Annotated in this window: 21 protein-coding genes and 1 pseudogene; 17 read left to right on the forward strand and 5 right to left on the reverse strand. The window is 56.0% G+C overall.

Annotated features, from left to right (window positions below):
• Positions 1-56: 56 nt before the first annotated feature.
• Entirely contained in the window at positions 57-731 is a 675-nt protein-coding gene (locus AUQ42_RS04350) for a DUF3800 domain-containing protein (protein WP_068517877.1), read from the reverse strand.
• Positions 732-853: 122 nt separating this feature from the next.
• Between AUQ42_RS04350 and AUQ42_RS04355 the strand changes: the two genes are divergently transcribed.
• From AUQ42_RS04355 to AUQ42_RS04420, 14 genes and pseudogenes are all read left to right on the forward strand, one after another.
• A complete protein-coding gene (locus tag AUQ42_RS04355; protein WP_068517879.1) occupies positions 854-2,785 on the forward strand; it encodes a hypothetical protein in 1,932 nt (643 codons plus the stop codon).
• Positions 2,785-3,234 carry a hypothetical protein gene (locus tag AUQ42_RS04360; protein WP_068517880.1) on the forward strand — a complete coding sequence of 150 codons (450 nt, stop codon included), beginning with the start codon at positions 2,785-2,787 and terminating at the stop codon, positions 3,232-3,234. The genes AUQ42_RS04355 and AUQ42_RS04360 overlap by 1 nt, the downstream gene beginning before the upstream one ends.
• 4 nt (positions 3,235-3,238) lie before the next feature.
• Positions 3,239-4,687: a hypothetical protein gene (locus AUQ42_RS04365; RefSeq protein WP_068517882.1), complete on the forward strand. Its 1,449-nt coding sequence runs from the start codon at positions 3,239-3,241 to the stop codon at positions 4,685-4,687.
• Between the two features lie 92 nt (positions 4,688-4,779).
• Positions 4,780-5,877 (forward strand): hypothetical protein, encoded by a 1,098-nt coding sequence (locus AUQ42_RS04370; protein WP_068517883.1) that lies wholly within the window; start codon positions 4,780-4,782, stop codon positions 5,875-5,877.
• A gap of 35 nt (positions 5,878-5,912) precedes the next feature.
• Complete coding sequence (locus tag AUQ42_RS04375; protein WP_068517884.1) at positions 5,913-6,224, forward strand: hypothetical protein; 312 nt, start codon at positions 5,913-5,915, stop codon at positions 6,222-6,224.
• A 170-nt stretch (positions 6,225-6,394) separates the two neighbouring features.
• The gene (locus AUQ42_RS04380; RefSeq protein WP_068517885.1) at positions 6,395-6,640 is read left to right on the forward strand and encodes a type II toxin-antitoxin system ParD family antitoxin; all 246 of its coding nucleotides are present in this window, start codon (positions 6,395-6,397) and stop codon (positions 6,638-6,640) included.
• Positions 6,630-6,924: pseudogene (locus tag AUQ42_RS15985) on the forward strand (type II toxin-antitoxin system RelE/ParE family toxin). The gene AUQ42_RS04380 and the pseudogene AUQ42_RS15985 overlap by 11 nt, the downstream one beginning before the upstream one ends.
• A gap of 156 nt (positions 6,925-7,080) precedes the next feature.
• Positions 7,081-8,625: a phage terminase large subunit gene (gene terL / locus AUQ42_RS04390; RefSeq protein ID WP_068517886.1), complete on the forward strand. Its 1,545-nt coding sequence runs from the start codon at positions 7,081-7,083 to the stop codon at positions 8,623-8,625.
• Between the two features lie 291 nt (positions 8,626-8,916).
• Positions 8,917-9,222 carry a hypothetical protein gene (locus AUQ42_RS04395; RefSeq protein WP_068517887.1) on the forward strand — a complete coding sequence of 102 codons (306 nt, stop codon included), beginning with the start codon at positions 8,917-8,919 and terminating at the stop codon, positions 9,220-9,222.
• Positions 9,223-9,538: 316 nt separating this feature from the next.
• The gene (locus AUQ42_RS04400; protein WP_068517888.1) at positions 9,539-9,853 is read left to right on the forward strand and encodes a hypothetical protein; all 315 of its coding nucleotides are present in this window, start codon (positions 9,539-9,541) and stop codon (positions 9,851-9,853) included.
• Positions 9,846-10,322: a cell wall hydrolase gene (locus AUQ42_RS04405; protein ID WP_068517889.1), complete on the forward strand. Its 477-nt coding sequence runs from the start codon at positions 9,846-9,848 to the stop codon at positions 10,320-10,322. The genes AUQ42_RS04400 and AUQ42_RS04405 overlap by 8 nt, the downstream gene beginning before the upstream one ends.
• Before the next feature lie 12 nt (positions 10,323-10,334).
• Positions 10,335-10,823 carry a 3TM-type holin gene (locus AUQ42_RS04410; protein ID WP_068517890.1) on the forward strand — a complete coding sequence of 163 codons (489 nt, stop codon included), beginning with the start codon at positions 10,335-10,337 and terminating at the stop codon, positions 10,821-10,823.
• Complete coding sequence (locus tag AUQ42_RS15990) at positions 10,801-11,409, forward strand: helix-turn-helix domain-containing protein (protein WP_231856680.1); 609 nt, start codon at positions 10,801-10,803, stop codon at positions 11,407-11,409. Before AUQ42_RS04410 ends, AUQ42_RS15990 begins: the two co-directional genes overlap by 23 nt.
• A gap of 6 nt (positions 11,410-11,415) precedes the next feature.
• A complete protein-coding gene (locus AUQ42_RS04420; RefSeq protein ID WP_068517892.1) occupies positions 11,416-11,991 on the forward strand; it encodes a PIN domain-containing protein in 576 nt (191 codons plus the stop codon).
• A gap of 12 nt (positions 11,992-12,003) precedes the next feature.
• On the opposite strand, the gene AUQ42_RS04425 is transcribed toward AUQ42_RS04420, so the two are convergent.
• Together AUQ42_RS04425 and AUQ42_RS04430 are read right to left on the reverse strand one after the other, a co-directional pair.
• Complete coding sequence (locus AUQ42_RS04425; RefSeq protein ID WP_068517893.1) at positions 12,004-12,390, reverse strand: hypothetical protein; 387 nt, start codon at positions 12,388-12,390, stop codon at positions 12,004-12,006.
• A 211-nt stretch (positions 12,391-12,601) separates the two neighbouring features.
• The gene (locus tag AUQ42_RS04430) at positions 12,602-13,513 is read right to left on the reverse strand and encodes a PhzF family phenazine biosynthesis protein (protein ID WP_068517894.1); all 912 of its coding nucleotides are present in this window, start codon (positions 13,511-13,513) and stop codon (positions 12,602-12,604) included.
• A gap of 73 nt (positions 13,514-13,586) precedes the next feature.
• Here AUQ42_RS04430 and AUQ42_RS04435 point away from each other — a divergent pair, with 73 nt between their 5' ends.
• Both AUQ42_RS04435 and AUQ42_RS04440 read left to right on the forward strand, forming a co-directional pair.
• Entirely contained in the window at positions 13,587-14,504 is a 918-nt protein-coding gene (locus tag AUQ42_RS04435; protein WP_068517895.1) for a LysR family transcriptional regulator, read from the forward strand.
• A 37-nt stretch (positions 14,505-14,541) separates the two neighbouring features.
• A complete protein-coding gene (locus AUQ42_RS04440) occupies positions 14,542-14,910 on the forward strand; it encodes a DUF952 domain-containing protein (protein WP_068517896.1) in 369 nt (122 codons plus the stop codon).
• Between the two features lie 132 nt (positions 14,911-15,042).
• On the opposite strand, the gene AUQ42_RS04445 is transcribed toward AUQ42_RS04440, so the two are convergent.
• Both AUQ42_RS04445 and AUQ42_RS04450 read right to left on the reverse strand, forming a co-directional pair.
• Positions 15,043-15,324, reverse strand: coding sequence for a hypothetical protein (locus AUQ42_RS04445; RefSeq protein WP_068517897.1), 282 nt, complete (start codon positions 15,322-15,324; stop codon positions 15,043-15,045).
• A gap of 361 nt (positions 15,325-15,685) precedes the next feature.
• A complete protein-coding gene (locus AUQ42_RS04450; RefSeq protein WP_068517898.1) occupies positions 15,686-16,798 on the reverse strand; it encodes an NADH:flavin oxidoreductase in 1,113 nt (370 codons plus the stop codon).
• A 210-nt stretch (positions 16,799-17,008) separates the two neighbouring features.
• Between AUQ42_RS04450 and AUQ42_RS04455 the strand changes: the two genes are divergently transcribed.
• A complete protein-coding gene (locus tag AUQ42_RS04455) occupies positions 17,009-17,392 on the forward strand; it encodes a helix-turn-helix domain-containing protein (RefSeq protein ID WP_101247586.1) in 384 nt (127 codons plus the stop codon).
• The last annotated feature ends 70 nt before the right edge of the window (positions 17,393-17,462 follow it).

Here is a 17,462-nt window from a genome sequence, read left to right on the forward strand (position 1 = left end):
GGGTCGGACACTTTAAAAAAGGAAGCAGAATATCTGCTTCCTTTTTTGCGTTATGTTCAAGCGTACCAGTTGTCACAGTACCCAATGTACGGCTTGAGCAAATTAAAAAAGCGCGCATCGTCATGTTCAAATTTCCTAAATATTGCCCACGATACAAAATCAACGGCCTGTAAACCAATCACGTCATGTGACTCGCGATGTGAAATAGTCAACTTCGACGAATGGTTGCACTCTGTAATAATTTGAGTTTTCACGTATCCGTCGAAAGGAAGCTTGTGATGAGTCTCCTTGTTTCGCTGATCTACAGTAAGATCTATATCTCCTTGGAAGTACTCATAAGCACGAGTAAGAAGTTTCCCTGTGTAGAAATTGTATGCAATTCCATACTCCGCATCTCGGATATGTTGTGCAATGCGAGACTTTCTGACAATTGAGTAATGAACTTTACTCTCGTCAAATAAGGCTGCTCTCAAAAATTGCTCAATATGTTTGTCTTTATCATCCCTGATTTTCTGGGGAAGATACCTGTCTCGATGACAGCCGAAAAGAGATGTTCCTTTGATTTCTCTTTCTGATGGCCAACCAGCGTCAAAAATTTTCTTCTTAACTTTCCGAACACGGTTCTTAAGTCTTTTGGGATTATCCGTTGCAAGTGTTGCAATGACAAAAAATCTGCTTGAGCTTTTTGCAAAGCCGAGTTCTCCAGATTCGTCAAGATATATGAATGTCATGTCGCTTTTTCGATGTTGAGTTGTCAGCGATACTATCGCAAAAGTTGAGGTTGTGCTGCAAGAGGAATGCGTTCCAGCTCTAACGCTGACAAACCTTTATTTAGCTAAAAAAAGGGGGGGGGATGGCCCGCAGGGTTCTTGAGAAAAACACCTTTTCGACCGGGGAACTGGCACCGGAATTGTGGGGGCGTTCGGATCTGAATGCCTATGCCAACGGGGCGGCACGTTTGCGCAATGTGTTTATCGAGCCGTCCGGCGGGGTAAGACGCCGTCCGGGCACGCGCCTTGTTGGCGAACTTGACGGGCCGGTGCGTCTTGTTCAGTTCGAATTCAATACCGAGCAGACCTATATCCTGGCCTTTGGCGATCAGAAGGCCTTTGTGTTTGAAAACGGGGTCAATACCGTATGGTTTGAAACCCCGTTCGGGCCGGAACATCATGATCTTTTGAACTGGACGCAAAGTGCCGATACGCTTCTGGTGGTTCATCCCGATGCTCCGCCGGTGCGTATCAGCCGCACACAGGCCGGAAGCTGGCAGGTAACTTCCTGGGCCTGGCGGGCAACCGATCTGGTCACAAGCCAGCCGTTTTACAAATTCATCGACCCGGCAGCGACCATCACACCATCCGCCACCAGCGGATCGGTGACCCTTGTTGCCAGCATGGATATGTTTGACGCCAACCATGTCGGAACCCTGTGGCGGATTGCCGGGATCGAGGGCGAAATAACCGCCGTTGGCGACGCCCAAACCGCGACCATGACCCTTAAGGGCAGTCTGGCGGATAGCAATGCTACGGTGGATTTTGCCGAGCAGGCCTTTTCGGATGTGCGTGGCTGGCCGCGCAGCGTGACATTCCATCAGGATCGGCTGGTGATTGGCGGGTCACGTGATTTGCCCAACCGGCTGTGGATGTCGCATTCGGGGGATCTGTTCAATTTCGAACTGGGCGAGGGGTTGGATGACGAGGCGATTGAATTCGCCCTTCTGGCCGATCAGGTCAATGCGATTACGGGGATTTTTGCCGGTCGCCATCTTCAGGTCTTTACCAGCGGATCGGAATGGATGGTGACGGGGGATCCCCTGACACCGGCCAATATTCAGGTCACCCGTCAAACCCGGATCGGCAGTCAAAGCCATCGCACCGTGCCATTGGTTAATATTGACGGGGCGACGGTATTTGCCGGGCGCAGCGGGCGCGAAATTCGCGAATTCCTGTTTACCGATGTCGAGCAGGCCTATGGATCGACCGATCTGGCATTGCTGTCACGTCATCTGGTCAAAGACCCGATTGATCAGGCCTTTGATGCCAATCGACGGTTGTTGCATGTGGTGATGGCAGATGGATCGCTTGCCACCCTGACCCTTTACCGGTCCGAGACCATTACCGCCTGGTCGGCACAGCAGGTGGCGGGGTGTGATTTTACATCGGTCGCGGTTTCGGGCGGGGATGTTTATGTCAGCCTGAAACGCGGGGATCGGTACTTTCTGGCCCTGTTTGATGAGGCATGCGGGTTTGATCTGCAAATCAGCCAGTCGGTCCAAGCGGGCGAAGAACCGCGCCGGCATTGGGGGCAGCTCGGCGCGCTTGAAGGGATGGAAATCAATGCCTGGGGCGATGGTGTTCTGATCCCCGGGCTTGCGGTGGCGGGCGGCACGGTGACTTTGCCCGGCGATGTCGGGGCGGTCACGACACTTGATGCCGGTTTGGCCTTTACCCATGAAATCTTTGCCCTGCCACCGGCGGCATCGGATGGCAGCCGCCCGCACGGCGGCAATGCGGTGCGTCTGGTGTCGCTGACCTTGCGGCTGCAACAAAGCGGGCAGCTTCGTGTGGATACGGGGCGGGGCCTGCGCGATGTTGCATTGCCGGTGTCGCCGGTGTCGCCGGATGATCCGGACGGGCTTTATAGCGGGGATATCGCATTGCGAAGTCTTGGATGGCGGCGCGGAAGCGGGGGAACCATCCATTCGGGTTTATGGCGGATTGCCGGGGATTTTCCCCGGCCTTTTTTATTGCTGGGATGTGCATCGGAAATGGGGGTGAATGACTGATGGGTGGCTTTACATCAATCGTGCCGATGGCGGCATCGGCCTTGCAGACCGGACAACAGATCCAGGCCAATCAGGCCAGTACGCAAAGTCGGATTGCCATGCTTGATGCTGATCGCAAGGCAGAACTGGCCGACATTGACGCAAACCAGAAACAAAAGGATGCCGATCGCCAAGATGCCCTGCGCCGCAGGCAGGCGACCCTGCGCGCCAGACAGGGGGCATCGGGACTGATGGCCGGTGGCAGCGGATCTGCCAGTGCGGTGCTGGCCGGTTATGAAAAGGCCGCGCGTGAAGATCAGCAGGCAGATGCGTCCGAGGCCAGTCGCAAACGCAATCAGATCAATGCCAGTGCCAGCTGGCGCGAAAAGTCGCTTTTGCGCACCGCACAGGATGATACGACCGCCCGGCTGAGTGCCTGGTTCGCGCGGCGTGACGGGTTGGGGGGATAAGGATATGGGAACGGTCTTTACCAATCAGATGACCGCATCACGCCAGTTCGAAGGCGATGGGGCGCGCGATGAATTTCCATTCGATTTTGACGTGTTTGACAGCGGCGATGTCGCAATCAGCCTTGATGGCGAAACTGTCGAGACCGGGTTTCACGTCACCCTTGGCCGATCCGGGACAGGGGCGGGATCGCCGGCGGCCAGGGGGGCGGCCAGGGGGGCGGGCGGTATCGTCAAATTTGAAACCGCACCGGCATCGGGTGTTCGGGTCGATATTGCACGCTCCTTGCGGTTGCGCCGCCTGAGTTCCTATGACGCCATGTCGGTACCGCGCGGCGATGCGATTGACCGTGATCTTGATTTTGTGACCGTGGCAATCGGCGATATTGACCGGGCGCTTTCGGCGGCCTTGCACCTTGATGCGGCCGATCGCGATCAGGCATCGGCGAAACTTCCGGCGATCGCGCCGGGGCGTGTTCTGATCTGGAATGACGAGGGGGATGGTCTTGTCAATGGCCCGGATGCCGGGGATATCGCCAATGTGGCCGGCAACGCGACCCTTGCCCAGGCGGCGGCCAATCGGGCGGAGGCCGCCGATGCCCGGTCGCAAACAGCCCTGGCATCCTTTGGGCGTGATCATGCCGGTGCGATGCTTGATCTTGATTTTCGCAGCGGCAATGCCCTGAGCTGGGAGGATGAGCGCCGCCAGCCGGTGATTGATGCACCCTTGAACCGGATCATGGATATCCGTGAAACCGGCGCATTGGTGCGATTGTCAAACGGGGCGCGGGTGACATTGCCCGACGCATCGATTGCGCGCAACGGGGTGCGTTATCGCCTGTTTAACGGGGATGGCACACAGGTCGATATCGCAGCGGCCAGCGGGGATGTGATTGCACCGGTCCATGGCGGGGCAGAAGGCGGGATTTATCCGCTGCCGATCCGGGGTGATATGGTTGATCTTGTCTGTGACGGGATCACCGGCGGGCGGTGGTTTGCCTGTCCGGTGCGCGAAAGCGGACCGGTCGTCAAACTGTTGCGCACTGCATCGCAAAGCATCCCGGCCGGGGGTGCCTTCCTGATTGAGTGGGATCAGGTGGTCGAAGACAGCCACGGGCTTTATGACGCCGCCAGTCATGGTCTGACCGGGATGGCGCCGGGATTTTACCATATCGATGTCGGGGTAAGTTTCCCGGTCACCAGCGAAGCGGTGATGACCACCCTGTCACTCGAACGGTTCAATGGCACGGACTGGAACATCCATCTGCAATCCAATGACATCACCGCGACCGGAAGCGGCGCCAATCACAGCTTGCGGCTTGGCGGTGTGGTGCGCATTGCCCCGGGCGGGGCAAGCGGGCTCAGGATCCGGTTGCGCCATAGCGATGATGTGACCCGCATGATCGTGGCCAGTGATCTTCTGAGCTGGTGGCATTTGCACCGCATTGGCGGGTAGCACAGCCTGTATGGCGTGACTGCTTGCCTGCTTACCTGTTTGCCTGGGGGCCGGGCAGAAATTCCTGATTTGATTTCAAGGAGATGCATCCAATGGGATTGCGGTATCAGCCGCTTGCGGCCGCCATGACGGTGGCGCGGGCATCAAGCAAAATGATTGGCGGTGAAAACGGATTGATCACGACCCTTGGCAATGATCAGCCGGGGTTTGATCATGACCGGCTTGGCCGGCGCAAGGGGCTTTTGATTGAGGGGGCGGCAACCAACTTGCTGCGCTATTCCCGGGATTTTTCCAATGCACTTTGGGAAAAGAACGCCGGTGTAAGTGTTGCGCCAAGTGCGGTTGCCGCCCCGGATGGCAGTTCGGACGCCATGTTGCTTGACCTTCCGGGCGGGGCCGATGGCCTTTATCAGAATGTTGGATCGCTGATCAGTGGGGATGTCTATTGCTTTGCCATCTGGATGCGGGCGGTTTCGGGAACGGTTGATGTCACCCTTGGCGGGATCAACGGGCCATCAAGCCATAACATCAGTCTTGATGAAACCTGGCAGCGTGTGTGGATCTCTGAACCGGCATCGGGCACCACGCGCTATCCGAAAATCAGTACGGCGATCTCGAACCTTCCGGCATCGGTGCTGATCTGGAATGCGCAGCTTGAAGCCGGGCCCGCGCCGACATCCGATATCATCAGTAACGGCATCCCGGCATCTCGGGCCGCCGATAATGTGACGCTTGATCCGGCTGACTGGTTTGCCCAAGGGGCCGGGACAATGGTGTTTGATCTGCATACTGCCCCGGCATGGGCGGGCATCTGGCGGATCGTGCAGCTTTATTCCGGCAGTCTCAATGATGATCATCTTGATCTTGGCTATGACAGCGATGCCGGTCAGTTGCGCATATCCTTGCGCAGGGATGGTGTGCCGATCATTACTCAGTCGCTTTACGGGACGCTGTCACCAGATACCCGCCATCGCATTGCGCTGGCGTGGGAGGATGATGTTATCGCCGTGGCCCTTGGCGGCAGCGTTCTGAAAACCCCGTCGGGCTTTGCCATGCCGTGCAATTTTTCCAATATCGTGCTGGGATCCTTTGGCGGAACGGACAAGCATCTGAATGGTCATTTGCGCAATCTGGCCTACTGGCCGGTCAGGCTTTCGGATGCGCGATTGTCTGAACTTTCGGTGGTGTAAGCAAATTTTCTAAAAATAACCCCATGAGGTGTCTTGTGAAGACCGATCCTATTGCGGTGCTTCGCGCCCGCCTTTTGGCAGAGCTCCCCGATGATATCGCACAGGCGCGGGATGCCTATCAGCGCCTTGCGGGCGAGGCCGCAGGCATCATGGATGCCAAGGAATTTTCCACCCATCAGGCGGCCTGCAAAGCCGCCCTTGGGCATCTTGAAAGCCTGATCAAGTTGCTGCGCTGGGCGTGTGACGGGGCGGAGCAGGCGGGAGGTGATGAATCTGGCGATACGGAAGGTGGCAGCGTGGTCGAAAACCTGATTGCCGAGGCCCGGCGCACACTTAGGCCATCGTGATCATCTGCCCTGCTTGCGGGGCATTCGTGGGATTGGAGGGACGAGGCAAGATGGGCTCCCGCCGTCGCGGGAGCGAGACGGGGTGATTTCCACGCGCGCGATATGATATCGCGATTGCAGAAACGGCTGATACCAATATATAATACATATTGGTATCGAGGAGGTCGATCATGGCGCGCAATACATCAGTTTCGCTGGGTGAGCATTTTAACGGTTTTATTGACGGACAGGTCAAGTCGGGGCGTTACGGGTCTGCCAGTGATGTTGTGCGGGCGGGATTGCGACTTTTGGAAGAGCATGAGGCGAAAGTTAAAGCCTTGCAAGAAGCCTTGATCGAGGGTGAACAATCCGGGCCCGCCAAACCGTTTGACGGGGATGCGTTTCTGGCCCGGATGAAGACCGAGCATGGCGGTTGATGCGCGATATCGCCTTACACCGCGGGCGGAGGCCGATCTTGAAGATATCTGGCGATATACGCATCGACGCTGGTCGGTGGCGCAGGCCGATAAATATATCCGCGATTTCCTGGGTGTTTTCTGAGCTGGCTGCATCAAAGCGCATCGGGCAGAAATGCGATGTGCGAGACGGCTATTTCAAAACCCCGGTTGGGGCACATGTGATTTATTACCGGCAGGCAAGTGATGCCATTGAGGTTGTCCGCGTTCTGCATGGGCGGATGGATGTAAACCGGCATCTTTGACCTTTGATTGCCGGTCAGTTTTACTCAGAAATATCAGATATTGCTGCCTCCGAGAGGCAAGGTCACCGGCTAGTTGAACTGGCGGCGTGATTGGTCATGGCTGTTTTCCGGGCGCGCGATAGACGCGCTGATTTATAGTGCCGACAGGAGGGCGGGATGATACCAAGTACTCAAACTGCCCGCTTTGCCGAGTTCGTCTGGATCTGGGATCAGGTTCTGGGGCTTGGCTTGCCATCCCATCATCGGAAAATGGCCGACTGGCTGGAGGAGTGCTGGAACGCCGGGCGGCGCGAGATGTTGCTGATGGCGTTTCGCAATTCCGGGAAATCAACGATTGTCGGGCTGTTTTGTGCCTGGTTGCTCTATCGCGATGCCGATTTGCGCATTCTGGTTCTTGCGGCCGACCTTGATCTGGCCAAAAAGATGGTGCGCAACGTCAAACGCATTGTCGAACGCCACCCGTTATTGGCGGGGCTTGTGCCCGACCGTCTGACCGACTGGGGCAGTGAACGGTTCACCGTGGCGCGGCCCGGTGTGTTGCGCGATCCGTCCATGCAGGCTGTTGGCATTGGCGGCAATATCACCGGATCGCGCGCCGATATCGTGATTTGTGATGATGTCGAAGTTCCCAAAAACAGCGATACCGCCCATAAACGAAGCGAGCTTCGCGAAAAACTGTCCGAGATTTCCTATGTCCTGTCGCCCGGCGGCGCACAGCTTTATGTCGGAACCCCGCACAGTTACTATTCGATCTATGCCGATGAAATGCGCCCGGAAACCGGCGAGGTCGCGCCATTTTTAAATGGTTTCTCACGTTTTGTGCTGCCCATCGTCAATAAGCATGGGGCATCAAACTGGCCCGAACGGTTTGATCAGGCGGCAATCGCCGCGATCAGGGCGCGCACGCCAGCCCACAAGTTTCAAAGCCAGATGATGCTGGAAATGGTTGCCCCCAATGCCGGGCCGTTTGATCCGGCGCGTTTGCACTATTACGACGATCTGGCCGAAATCGAATATGCCAATGGCCGGATGCAGCTTGGCATCGGGGATCGCACCATGGTCGCCAGTGCCTGCCACTTTGATCCGAGCTTTGGCGCAGCCAAGGGCGACGGGGCGGTGGTGGCCTGCGTCTATATTTGTGATCAGGGGGAATACTGGCTTCATGATATCGCCTGGTTGCGGGCAAGAAGCCCGCATGAGGGCGGGCAAAAAGGCGATGCCCCGTGGCGTGACGAGGCAAGTCAGCTTTGTGCACAGGTCGGGGCATTCATGGCGCGCAACCATCTGCCATCAGTGCGGATCGAGACCAATGGCATCGGGCGGTTTTTGCCCAATATCCTGCGGCGCGAACTTAAAGCGATCGGCTGGGCGGCAAGCGTCGTAGAACATTATGAAGCCACCAACAAGGTGACCCGGATCGAGGATGCCTTTGGCGCGGTGATGGGGGCGGGGCTGCTTCATGTCGGGGCGGCCGTGGTCAAAACGCCGTTCCTGCGACAGTTGCGCGAATGGCATCCCGCCAGTTCTGGTCATAACAGTGCCGGTCAAAATAGTGTTGGCCATGATGACGGGCTTGATGCGGTGGCGGGATGCATTTTGGCCGAACCGGTTCGTTTGCCGCGGGTCGATATGCCGCTGCTTCGCGCCGACTGGCGGCGAAATGGCGGGGCTTTCCGGGCGGAAAACCGTTTCAATCCGTGAATGATGGCTTGGAAACCCTGACGGGAGAAAAAAACTTTCTCGCAATGCCAAGTAGTTAGCCCGGCGGTGTATCACATTTGTGAAATATTCATGGAATTTTCAGCTTTGATCCCTACGTTTATTATATGAAAGAATAGTAGAGAGTTTTTAAACCTATACCAAAGAGTAGAGTGCGCCGCGCAAAACAAGTTTATAAACCCGGAAACGGCCAGATCGATTTGTTGATCAATTTAGCAGTCCAGGACAACAAGACGCCCCTGTGGGCGCACCTGACTGTCAGGAGGCCTGACCATGTGGAAGAAACTAAGCTTGATGGCTGTAATGGCAGGTGCCGTTGCAGTTGCGATCCCGGAAACACAGGCGTCTCCGGTTTGTGGTGACCGCAGCAAGGTTATCGACAGCCTGAGTGCCAAATATTCCGAGGAACCGGTTGCGGTTGGCGTGACCTCGAACGGTGGCGTGATCGAGGTGCTCAAGGCACCGGACGGGCAGACATGGACGATCCTGTTTACCTATCCGTCCGGGCCAAGTTGCCTGGTGGCCTCCGGCGAGGCCTGGCAGGATCTTGAAGCAAAGATCAAGGGACCTGCTGCCTAGGACTGCCTCTGCCTTTCGGGGCCGTGATCAACGGCCTTCCTTGGCTTGGGACCCGGGCACGGTCACTGGTACGGTTACTGGCACTGGTACTGGCACACGCACAGGAATGGCGCCGGATGGCGCCCGAGTGATGCCACAACGGGACAGAGACTGCGCATGGATGGTGCGGCCTGATCGGTGCACCCCGCCTAGACAAGTTTTATGCCGATCATCTAAACCGGAGGTGTTGCCCCGGTCGTGATGACCTCCTTGAACTGACCTGCAAACCAACCGGTTTGCGGGTCTTTTTTTTATCGAAATCACGAGGCCCCGGAACATGACCGAGCTTGCCCAGCCTGTCGACGTGATCTGGTGGATCACCGCGGTCGAAATTCCGGCAGTGGCCAGCCTGTTCTGGCTGCATTGGCGGATGCGATCGGAATTGCTGACCCGGATCGAGGATCAGCGCAGCCGCCATGATGCCGATTGCGGCGATCTGCGCGCCGATCTTGCCGACTTCAAGCTTGATGTGGCGCGCAACTATGTCTCGATCCCGTATCTCAAAGACATTGAAAAACGCCTGACGGGGCATTTGCTCCGGATCGAGGCCAAACTTGACAGCCCGCTTAAAAAGGAACCGGTCCATGACTGATCTTATGACCCGCCCGATTGTTGAACCCGAAGCCTTTCCTGACACATTGCCCGAAACATTACCGGATGCCGAAATCCTTGCCCGCACCCTTTATGGCGAGGCCCGCGGCGAAGACCTTGCCGGGATGGAGGCGGTGGCATCAGTGATCCTGAACCGTGTGGCCTTTGCGCGCAAACGCGGGCGCTATTGGTGGGGTAATGACATCAGATCGGTGTGCCTCAAGCCCGGTCAGTTTTCCTGCTGGAACGCCAGTGATCCCAACCGCAAGAAATTGCTGGCGATCAATCCGCGCGATCCGGCCTATCGGCTGTGCAAACGCATTGCCAAGCGCGCGGTGACGGGTGACCTTGCCGATCAGACCGACGGGGCGACGCATTACCACACCCATGCGGTTGATCCCTATTGGGCGCGCGGGCAGGTGCCGGTTGCAGAGATCGGCCATCACATATTTTACAAGAATATTGGATAGGGGAGGTATCACGTGATCCCGGCATTGCTTGCCCAGATCGGCCTGCCGCTTTTGATCAAGGCGGTGGGTGCGGGGCTTGATCATATCGACAATCCGATCGCCAAAACCGCCGCCGACGGCCTTAAACAGGTCGAACAAGCCGTCAGCAAAGGCGACGTCACACCGGCCCAAATCCTTGAAGCCAACCGCCACACCGAACGCATGGCCGAAATCGAATTGGCCCGCGATACCGAAACGCTGAAATCGGTCAATCGCACCATCCGAACCGAAGTCGCCAGCGAAGATGCCTTCGTGCGGCGCTGGCGGCCAAGCTTTGGCTATGCCGTCGCACTCACCTGGATCATGACCATGGGCGCCATCGCCTATGCGATCATCTTAACGCCACTCCAGGCCCCGGCGATCATCGCCGCCTTGGTGAATACCAGCCCGATCTGGGGCATTGCGCTTGGGGTGTTGGGGGTGAGTGTGGTGAAAAGGAGTGCGGATAAGAAGATTACGTGATTTCGAATATTTCGATTGTTTCGAATATTGCGTTTATAAGGGTAGTGCCTTATATATTGGGCACCCCCTTTGGCCAGAGGAGGAGGGGGATGTCGCGGGAAATGGAGAATGCGCAATGTCGGCAATACGAAAAGATGATTTTGGTGGCCGCTTGCCAACGCAGATCGAAAGCGCAACAGCAGACCAGCTTCGCCAGATTATTGCCTCTCAGGCAAAGGAGGGCGAGGATACCAAGCTGACTGTGATGCGTGGAGAGGGCGGGGCGGAAACCATCACCCTCAGTCCGGCCCTGACCGAAAGCCTGATGAATTTGTTGCGCCTTGTTTCTGGCCGTCAGGGTTTTCAGATGATTCCGCTGTCGGCAGAACTGACGACACAACAGGCGGCAGATCTGCTGAATGTGTCCCGGCCCTATTTGATCAAGCTGCTTGAAGCGGGCGATATCCCGCATACGACCGTTGGACGGCATCGCCGGATCAAGGCAGAGGACTTGTTTGCTTACAAGGAAGTCCGGGACGCTCGACGCGCCGCTGCTCTGTCCGAGATGGCAGAGAGGGACGCAGATTTGATCCTCAAGGGATATTAATCCGCCATGACATACCGGTCAGACCATTTTACAGCCCTATTGGATGCATGTGTTCTGGCTGGTGTGTTCAAGCGAAATTTGTTGCTGAGTCTTGCAGAGACAGAGCTGTTTCGCCCGCGTTGGAGTTCTATGATCCTTGATGAGATGGAGCGGGCAATCGCGAAAATCACAAATGGCGAAGTTGATGCCGCGAAGGAGCGTGAGAGTGTAGAAAGCGCTTTCGAAGATGCGTGCGTAGCTGACTTCGAACGGTTTATTCCGGCCATAAACCTGCCTGACCCGGATGATCGCCATGTCCTGGCTGCGGCGGTGGCAACACATGCTCAAGTTCTGGTGACAGATAATCTAAAAGATTTTCCTGCAGAAGAACTTGGCAGGTTCTCAATCGAACCGAAATCACTCGATGATTTCATTGCGGATACGATTACACTGCATGAACACACAGCTTTCTCAGCCCTTAGAAAAATGCGGAAACGTTTCAAAAACCCAGCTTTGTCAACGAGCGTGATCATTCAAACTGCTGAAAGCCAAGGTTTGCTGAAAACCGCGCTTCTGATGAAGGAATATGAGCAATATTGGTGATCGTCACCCAGCTCATCTGGTGTGCTTTAGAAATGTGTCAATATCTTCGGGTGCATACCCCAAAAGCTCCCCCATCCGCGCTGAATCGGCGTCATGATCGATAACCGTTCCATCGCATAAATTGCGCGACATGATCAGGGCTTCTTCGATCCGCCATTCTTCGCCGGGCAGGGCGAAGAACAGGTAGCGCATTTCAAAGGGCGGGCGGGGGATGATTTCTTCGACGCGGATGATGGTGCCTGCGGCGACATGCGGGGCGAAATCGGCGTCGGGGAAATAGTCGCTGACATGAAGCGCGTCTGAAAACATTGCCATCGGCTTGCTGCCGGCCAGCATCAATTCCAGTTCGCGGTCATTATGCGGGCCGATGCCCGGCGGTAATGTCAGTTCATCATCCATCATGCTTATCCGCATTGTGTCAGCCAATCGTCGCAGCGGCGTGAGACATCGTCAACGATGACGTCCTGTCTTGGGCTGTTGGCGTCGCTATCAAGTTTACCTGTGGGTAAAGATTTGCTGTTTGTGGCTTGGTTTCTGGAATTTGTTTACCCACAGGTAAAGTTCGGGTGCTTCGGCGATGGAGGCAGAAGCACCCGGGATGGCGGGCAGATCAAAGGGTGATGTTGAGGTTTTTCATGACCTTGCCCTGACCGCCGGCCAGAAGGCCGGTGATGCGGCCGTCTTTGAGGTCAAGGGTAACCTTGATCTGGCTTGGTGAGGGTTGGGCCATGAATGCGCCCTGGGCGATCAGGAAGGTGTCCTTTTTTATGTCCAGAAAATCATGAAGCACACAGGCAAGCGGGCCGGCGGCCATGCCGGTGGCGGCTTCTTCGGCAATGCCATAGCGCGGGGCGAACATGCGGGTGGTGGCATCGATATCCGCATCATCGGTTTCGGTGGTGAAGATGTAATAGCCGATCAGATCAAGCTTTTCGCTGATCGCGTTGATGGCGTCCTGATCGGGGGTGATATTTTTAAGGATTGCTTGGTCCCTGACCGCCAGCACGATGAAATTATTGCCGGTATTGACCAGAACAGGGCGGGCGCGGTCATCAAGATCATCACTGGCAAGGCCGAGTGATTTCAGAACATCGCAAAGTGTGACACCCTTATCAGACCAGTTGGCCGCAGGGGTGTAGGTCGGTGCAAGCTGTTCCATATAGGCCATGCCGCGATCAAGGATGATCTTGCGCGGGCCATCGACAGTTTCCTTGGATGTTTCGCCATCGCCAAAGCGTTGAAGTTCGGCCAGATAGGAAAAGGTCGCGATGGTGGCATGACCGCAATGGGCGATGCGTTTGGTCGGCGTAAAGAAATCAAGTCTGATCCCGCAGGTCTCGGATTTCGAGACAAAGGCGGTTTCCGAAAGCCCGACCTTTTGTGCGATCAAAAGCTTTTCATCGTCACTATAGCGGTCGGCATCCAGCACAACCCCGGCCGGGTTGCCGCCCGCGCCATCTTTGACAAAGGCATTGACGATCTGAACCGGAACGGTCCGGTTAATTTCTTGATGTATGCTCATAACTCTTTTCCTGCTAGAATCTTTGTTAGGCCGATTTTAGGCACCAATTCACAGATTATGAATTCATATATAAATGAAGAAACCTCATGAAAAATCGCGTGCGGGCCTGATGGCCAAGGCCAATCAGAATGCCCCGCTTTTGGCGGCGATTGCGCGGGAAAACAGTTTCAGCAAGGCGGCCGAAATACTGGGCGTGCATCAATCGGCAATCAGTCATCGGGTCAATCTGTTGGAAGAGGCACTTGGCTTTTCGTTGTTTGAGCGTACCACGCGCCAGATCACCCCGACGGCATATGGGCGTATTCTTTGTGCTGCGGCGATTGAGGTGATGGCGGTCTGGGACGGGGCGTTTGATCGGCTCGAAAAGTTCGAAAACCGGGGGGCGGTGCGCTTGTCGGTGTCATCGTCGCTGGCGATGAAATGGGTCTTGCCGCATTTGGGACGTGCGGCGGAGGCGGGGCTTGAAATCGCCCTTGATGTCAATGACCGCCCGGCTGATTTCCGGGCGGGCGTAATTGATGCCGCCATCCGTTTTGGTGTCGGGCCTTATCCGGGGCTGCATTCGACCCTGCTTAAAAAGGCTGAAATACTGCCGGTGGCCCGGCCGGGATATTGTGATCCCGGTGCGACCCTTGAAATGATCGCCGGTTTGCCATCGACCACATTTCTTAAAGACGTCGCGGGGGAGCGTGATGATACCGATTTCAGCTGGGCCTATTACAAGGATCAGGCGGGGCTGAGCATTGAGACGGATGCGCGTCACATTGCCTTTGATCGTGCCGATCTGGTGTTGCAGGCGGCAATCAACGGAATGGGCATCGGGCTTGGTCGGACCCTGCTGGTCGAGGGCGATATTGCCCAGGGCTTTCTTGTGCCGGTCGGGCCATCGGTTGCGATGAAGTCGGCCTATTGGCTGGTGTGTGGTTCCGATTTTGCCGGAACAGAACGCTATGCGACGCTTCTGGGCTGGCTTAGAAGTCAGATGAAATAGGCTTGCCGTTTTGGGCGGGCCTGCCTAAATTCCGCGCATGACAAATACAGAACATGAAATCATTTACCGCGTGCTGGGATCGGATGAATGGGCGGAAGCCCTGGCATCCGGGCAGTATGCCGGTGCGCCGCACGATATTGCCGATGGCTTTATCCATTTTTCGACCATTGATACGCTGGCGGCAACACTTGCGCTGCATTACACCAAGCGCGACGGGTTGAAGCTTTTGCATGTGCCGGTCGCACCGATCAAGGCCAAGCTTAAATGGGAACCGGCCCGTGGTGGTACGCTGTTCCCCCATCTTTATGATGTACTGGGCGTTGCCCATGTAACGCGGGTTGATGATTTGCCCCTTGATGCGAACGGTGTTCACATCCTGCCCGAACATCTGCAACAGACGCAGTGATCAGACGATCATAGGGCGTGAAAATGCGCCAAAAGCAAACGGGCAGTGCTGTGATCAGCACTGCCCGTTCTGTCTTGTGTTCAGTTTGCGTCGTATCGTTTTTACTTTGGTCGTTTTTATTTTGGTGTTGGACTAGCCGTTCAGCAGTGTCGAAACTTCAAAGCAGACCCCGGCCAGGATCACCAGCACGGTGACACCCGACAGAGTAAAAGCCGCAAGATTGGGAAAAGGGCTTCTTTTCAGGCGGTTTTGATATTTGGTGTCGTCATCAACAAGAATGTTGGGGCCACGCAGCATAACGCTCGGCTTTTCGACCTCATCATTGGAGGCCCAACGATGCCGGTTTTCCGGCAGATAAACGCGGTTGCGTTCTTTGGTATTTTCCGGGTTTGCCATGTTTGTCTTCATGTCCATCAACTTCTTTTTATCGGTTCCCAGCCCGTTCCGACGGCTGTGATGATTGCTGTTCCTGATCTATGGAATACCAAATACTATCCCAAAGATCAAGAAAACTATACCAATGTATATTTATAAAAATTAAAGTTCGTCCAAAAAACGCAGTTTTCTGCGGGTTTTGTGATGGTATAGGGTGATGCCGATGAGGATAGGTATAGTGCCGTCAGGCCCCGAAACAGGGGTGAGAAGAACGAATCCGATGGATGGAAGCCGCAGTGATGGCTGCATTCAAAAAGACCGGGCAGCGCCGATGATGGCGCTGCCCGGTTTCTTTTTGCGTATGGGGGATACGCATATGCGGGGTCGGGGGATGTTTTGATCAGACCAGTTCGGCCAGGGCCGCAGGATTGAAATCCTCAAGCTCGTCAAAGGCACCCTTGGCGACCTTGTTGGGCCACTGGGCATCCGTGATCAGCGCACGGCCAACCGCAATCAGATCAAATTCGCCGCGTTCCATGCGTTCGACCAGACCATCCAGGTTGGATTTTTCGGATGCTTCGCCCGAAAACGCGCCGATGAAGTCCGATGAAAGCCCGACCGAGCCCACCGAAATGGTCGGTGCGCCGGTAAGCTTTTTGGCCCAACCGGCAAAGTTCAGGCCCTTTTCGCCATCAATTTCGGGGAATTCCGGTTCCCAGAAACGACGCTGGGATGCGTGGATGATATCGACGCCGGCCTCGACCAGCGGGGCCAGCCAGGACGTCATTTCATCAGGCGTGGTGGCAAGGCGGGCGGTGAAGTCCTGTTGCTTCCACTGGCTGACGCGCAGGATGATCGGGAAATCCGGACCAACGGCGGCACGCATCGCAGCCACGACTTCGCCGGCAAAGGTTGCACGTTCGGCAATGGTTTTGCCGCCGAAGCGATCGGTACGCAGGTTCGTCCCCGACCAGAAGAACTGGTCAATCAGATAGCCGTGTGCGCCATGGATTTCAAAGGTGTCAAAACCGGCATTCTTGGCATCAAGCGCGGCCTTGGCAAAGGCGGCAATGGTATCGGCAATATCGGCATCGGTCATGGCATTGCCGCGCGGTTGATCCGGCGCCAGAAGGCCCGACGGGCTTTCGACCGGGGCATCGGGTTCCCATTCGGTAAAGGCGCGGGTTGAACCGGTGTGCCAGATTTGCGGGCCCATTTTGCCGCCCGCGGCATGAACGGCATCGGCAACCGATTTCCAGCCGGCAATTGCCGCATCACCATGGAAAAACGGAATGCCCGGATCATTGCGCGATGCCGGACGGTCAATCACCGTGCCTTCTGACAGGATCAGGCCAACGCCGCCTTCGGCGCGCTTGCGGTAATATTCGGCATTGATCGCACCGGGAATGCCGTTTTCGGCCTTGGTGCGGGTCATCGGTGCCATCACGATGCGGTTGGGAAGTTCAAGGGTTTTAAGCTTGAAGGGCTGAAACAGAACATCTGTGTTGGTCATGTGCGGAAGTCTCCGTCTTTTGAAAGTCTATGATGGTGACTAGATATATGATATATACCTGGTGTCAATGAGGCACCTGAACGAAACCAGGTATACTCAAGGAAACCGCACATCCCCGGTTGAGCCGCAAAAAGTTGAACCGCAAAAACCGGTGCCGGAAGGGTAATCCGGGAAGAACAAGCAAAAAAAGGGAAGGGAAAAGGACAGGTCATGGAAATGAAGGAATGCTCGATCAAGGAATTCCGCGCCGATTGCCCGTGTCGCGGCCTGTTTGACCAGATCGCCGATAAATGGTCGATGATGATCCTGGCGGTTCTGGCCGATGGGCCATTGCGCTTTAACGCGATCAAGCGCGGGCTGGAAGGCATCACGCAAAAGGCCCTGACCCAGACATTGCGCAAACTTGAACGCAACGGCATTGTCGCGCGCAATGTGATTGCGACATCACCCGTGGCGGTCGAATATGAAATCACCCCGCTGGGCCGTACCCTTATTGGCCCGTTCAAGGCGCTTTATCTTTGGACCAAGGAAAAGATGCCCGAAGTCGAAGCCGCCCGTGCGGCGTTTGATGAACGGATGAATGAGGGCGTCTGACCAACCCGGCCGGTATGGTTGATGCTGCATTGATCCTTGCCCATCGGGGCCGGGGCGCGTAAGAACAGGA

It is taken from the genome of Thalassospira sp. MCCC 1A02491, assembly GCF_001613785.1.
GTDB classification, from domain to species: domain Bacteria; phylum Pseudomonadota; class Alphaproteobacteria; order Rhodospirillales; family Thalassospiraceae; genus Thalassospira; species Thalassospira povalilytica.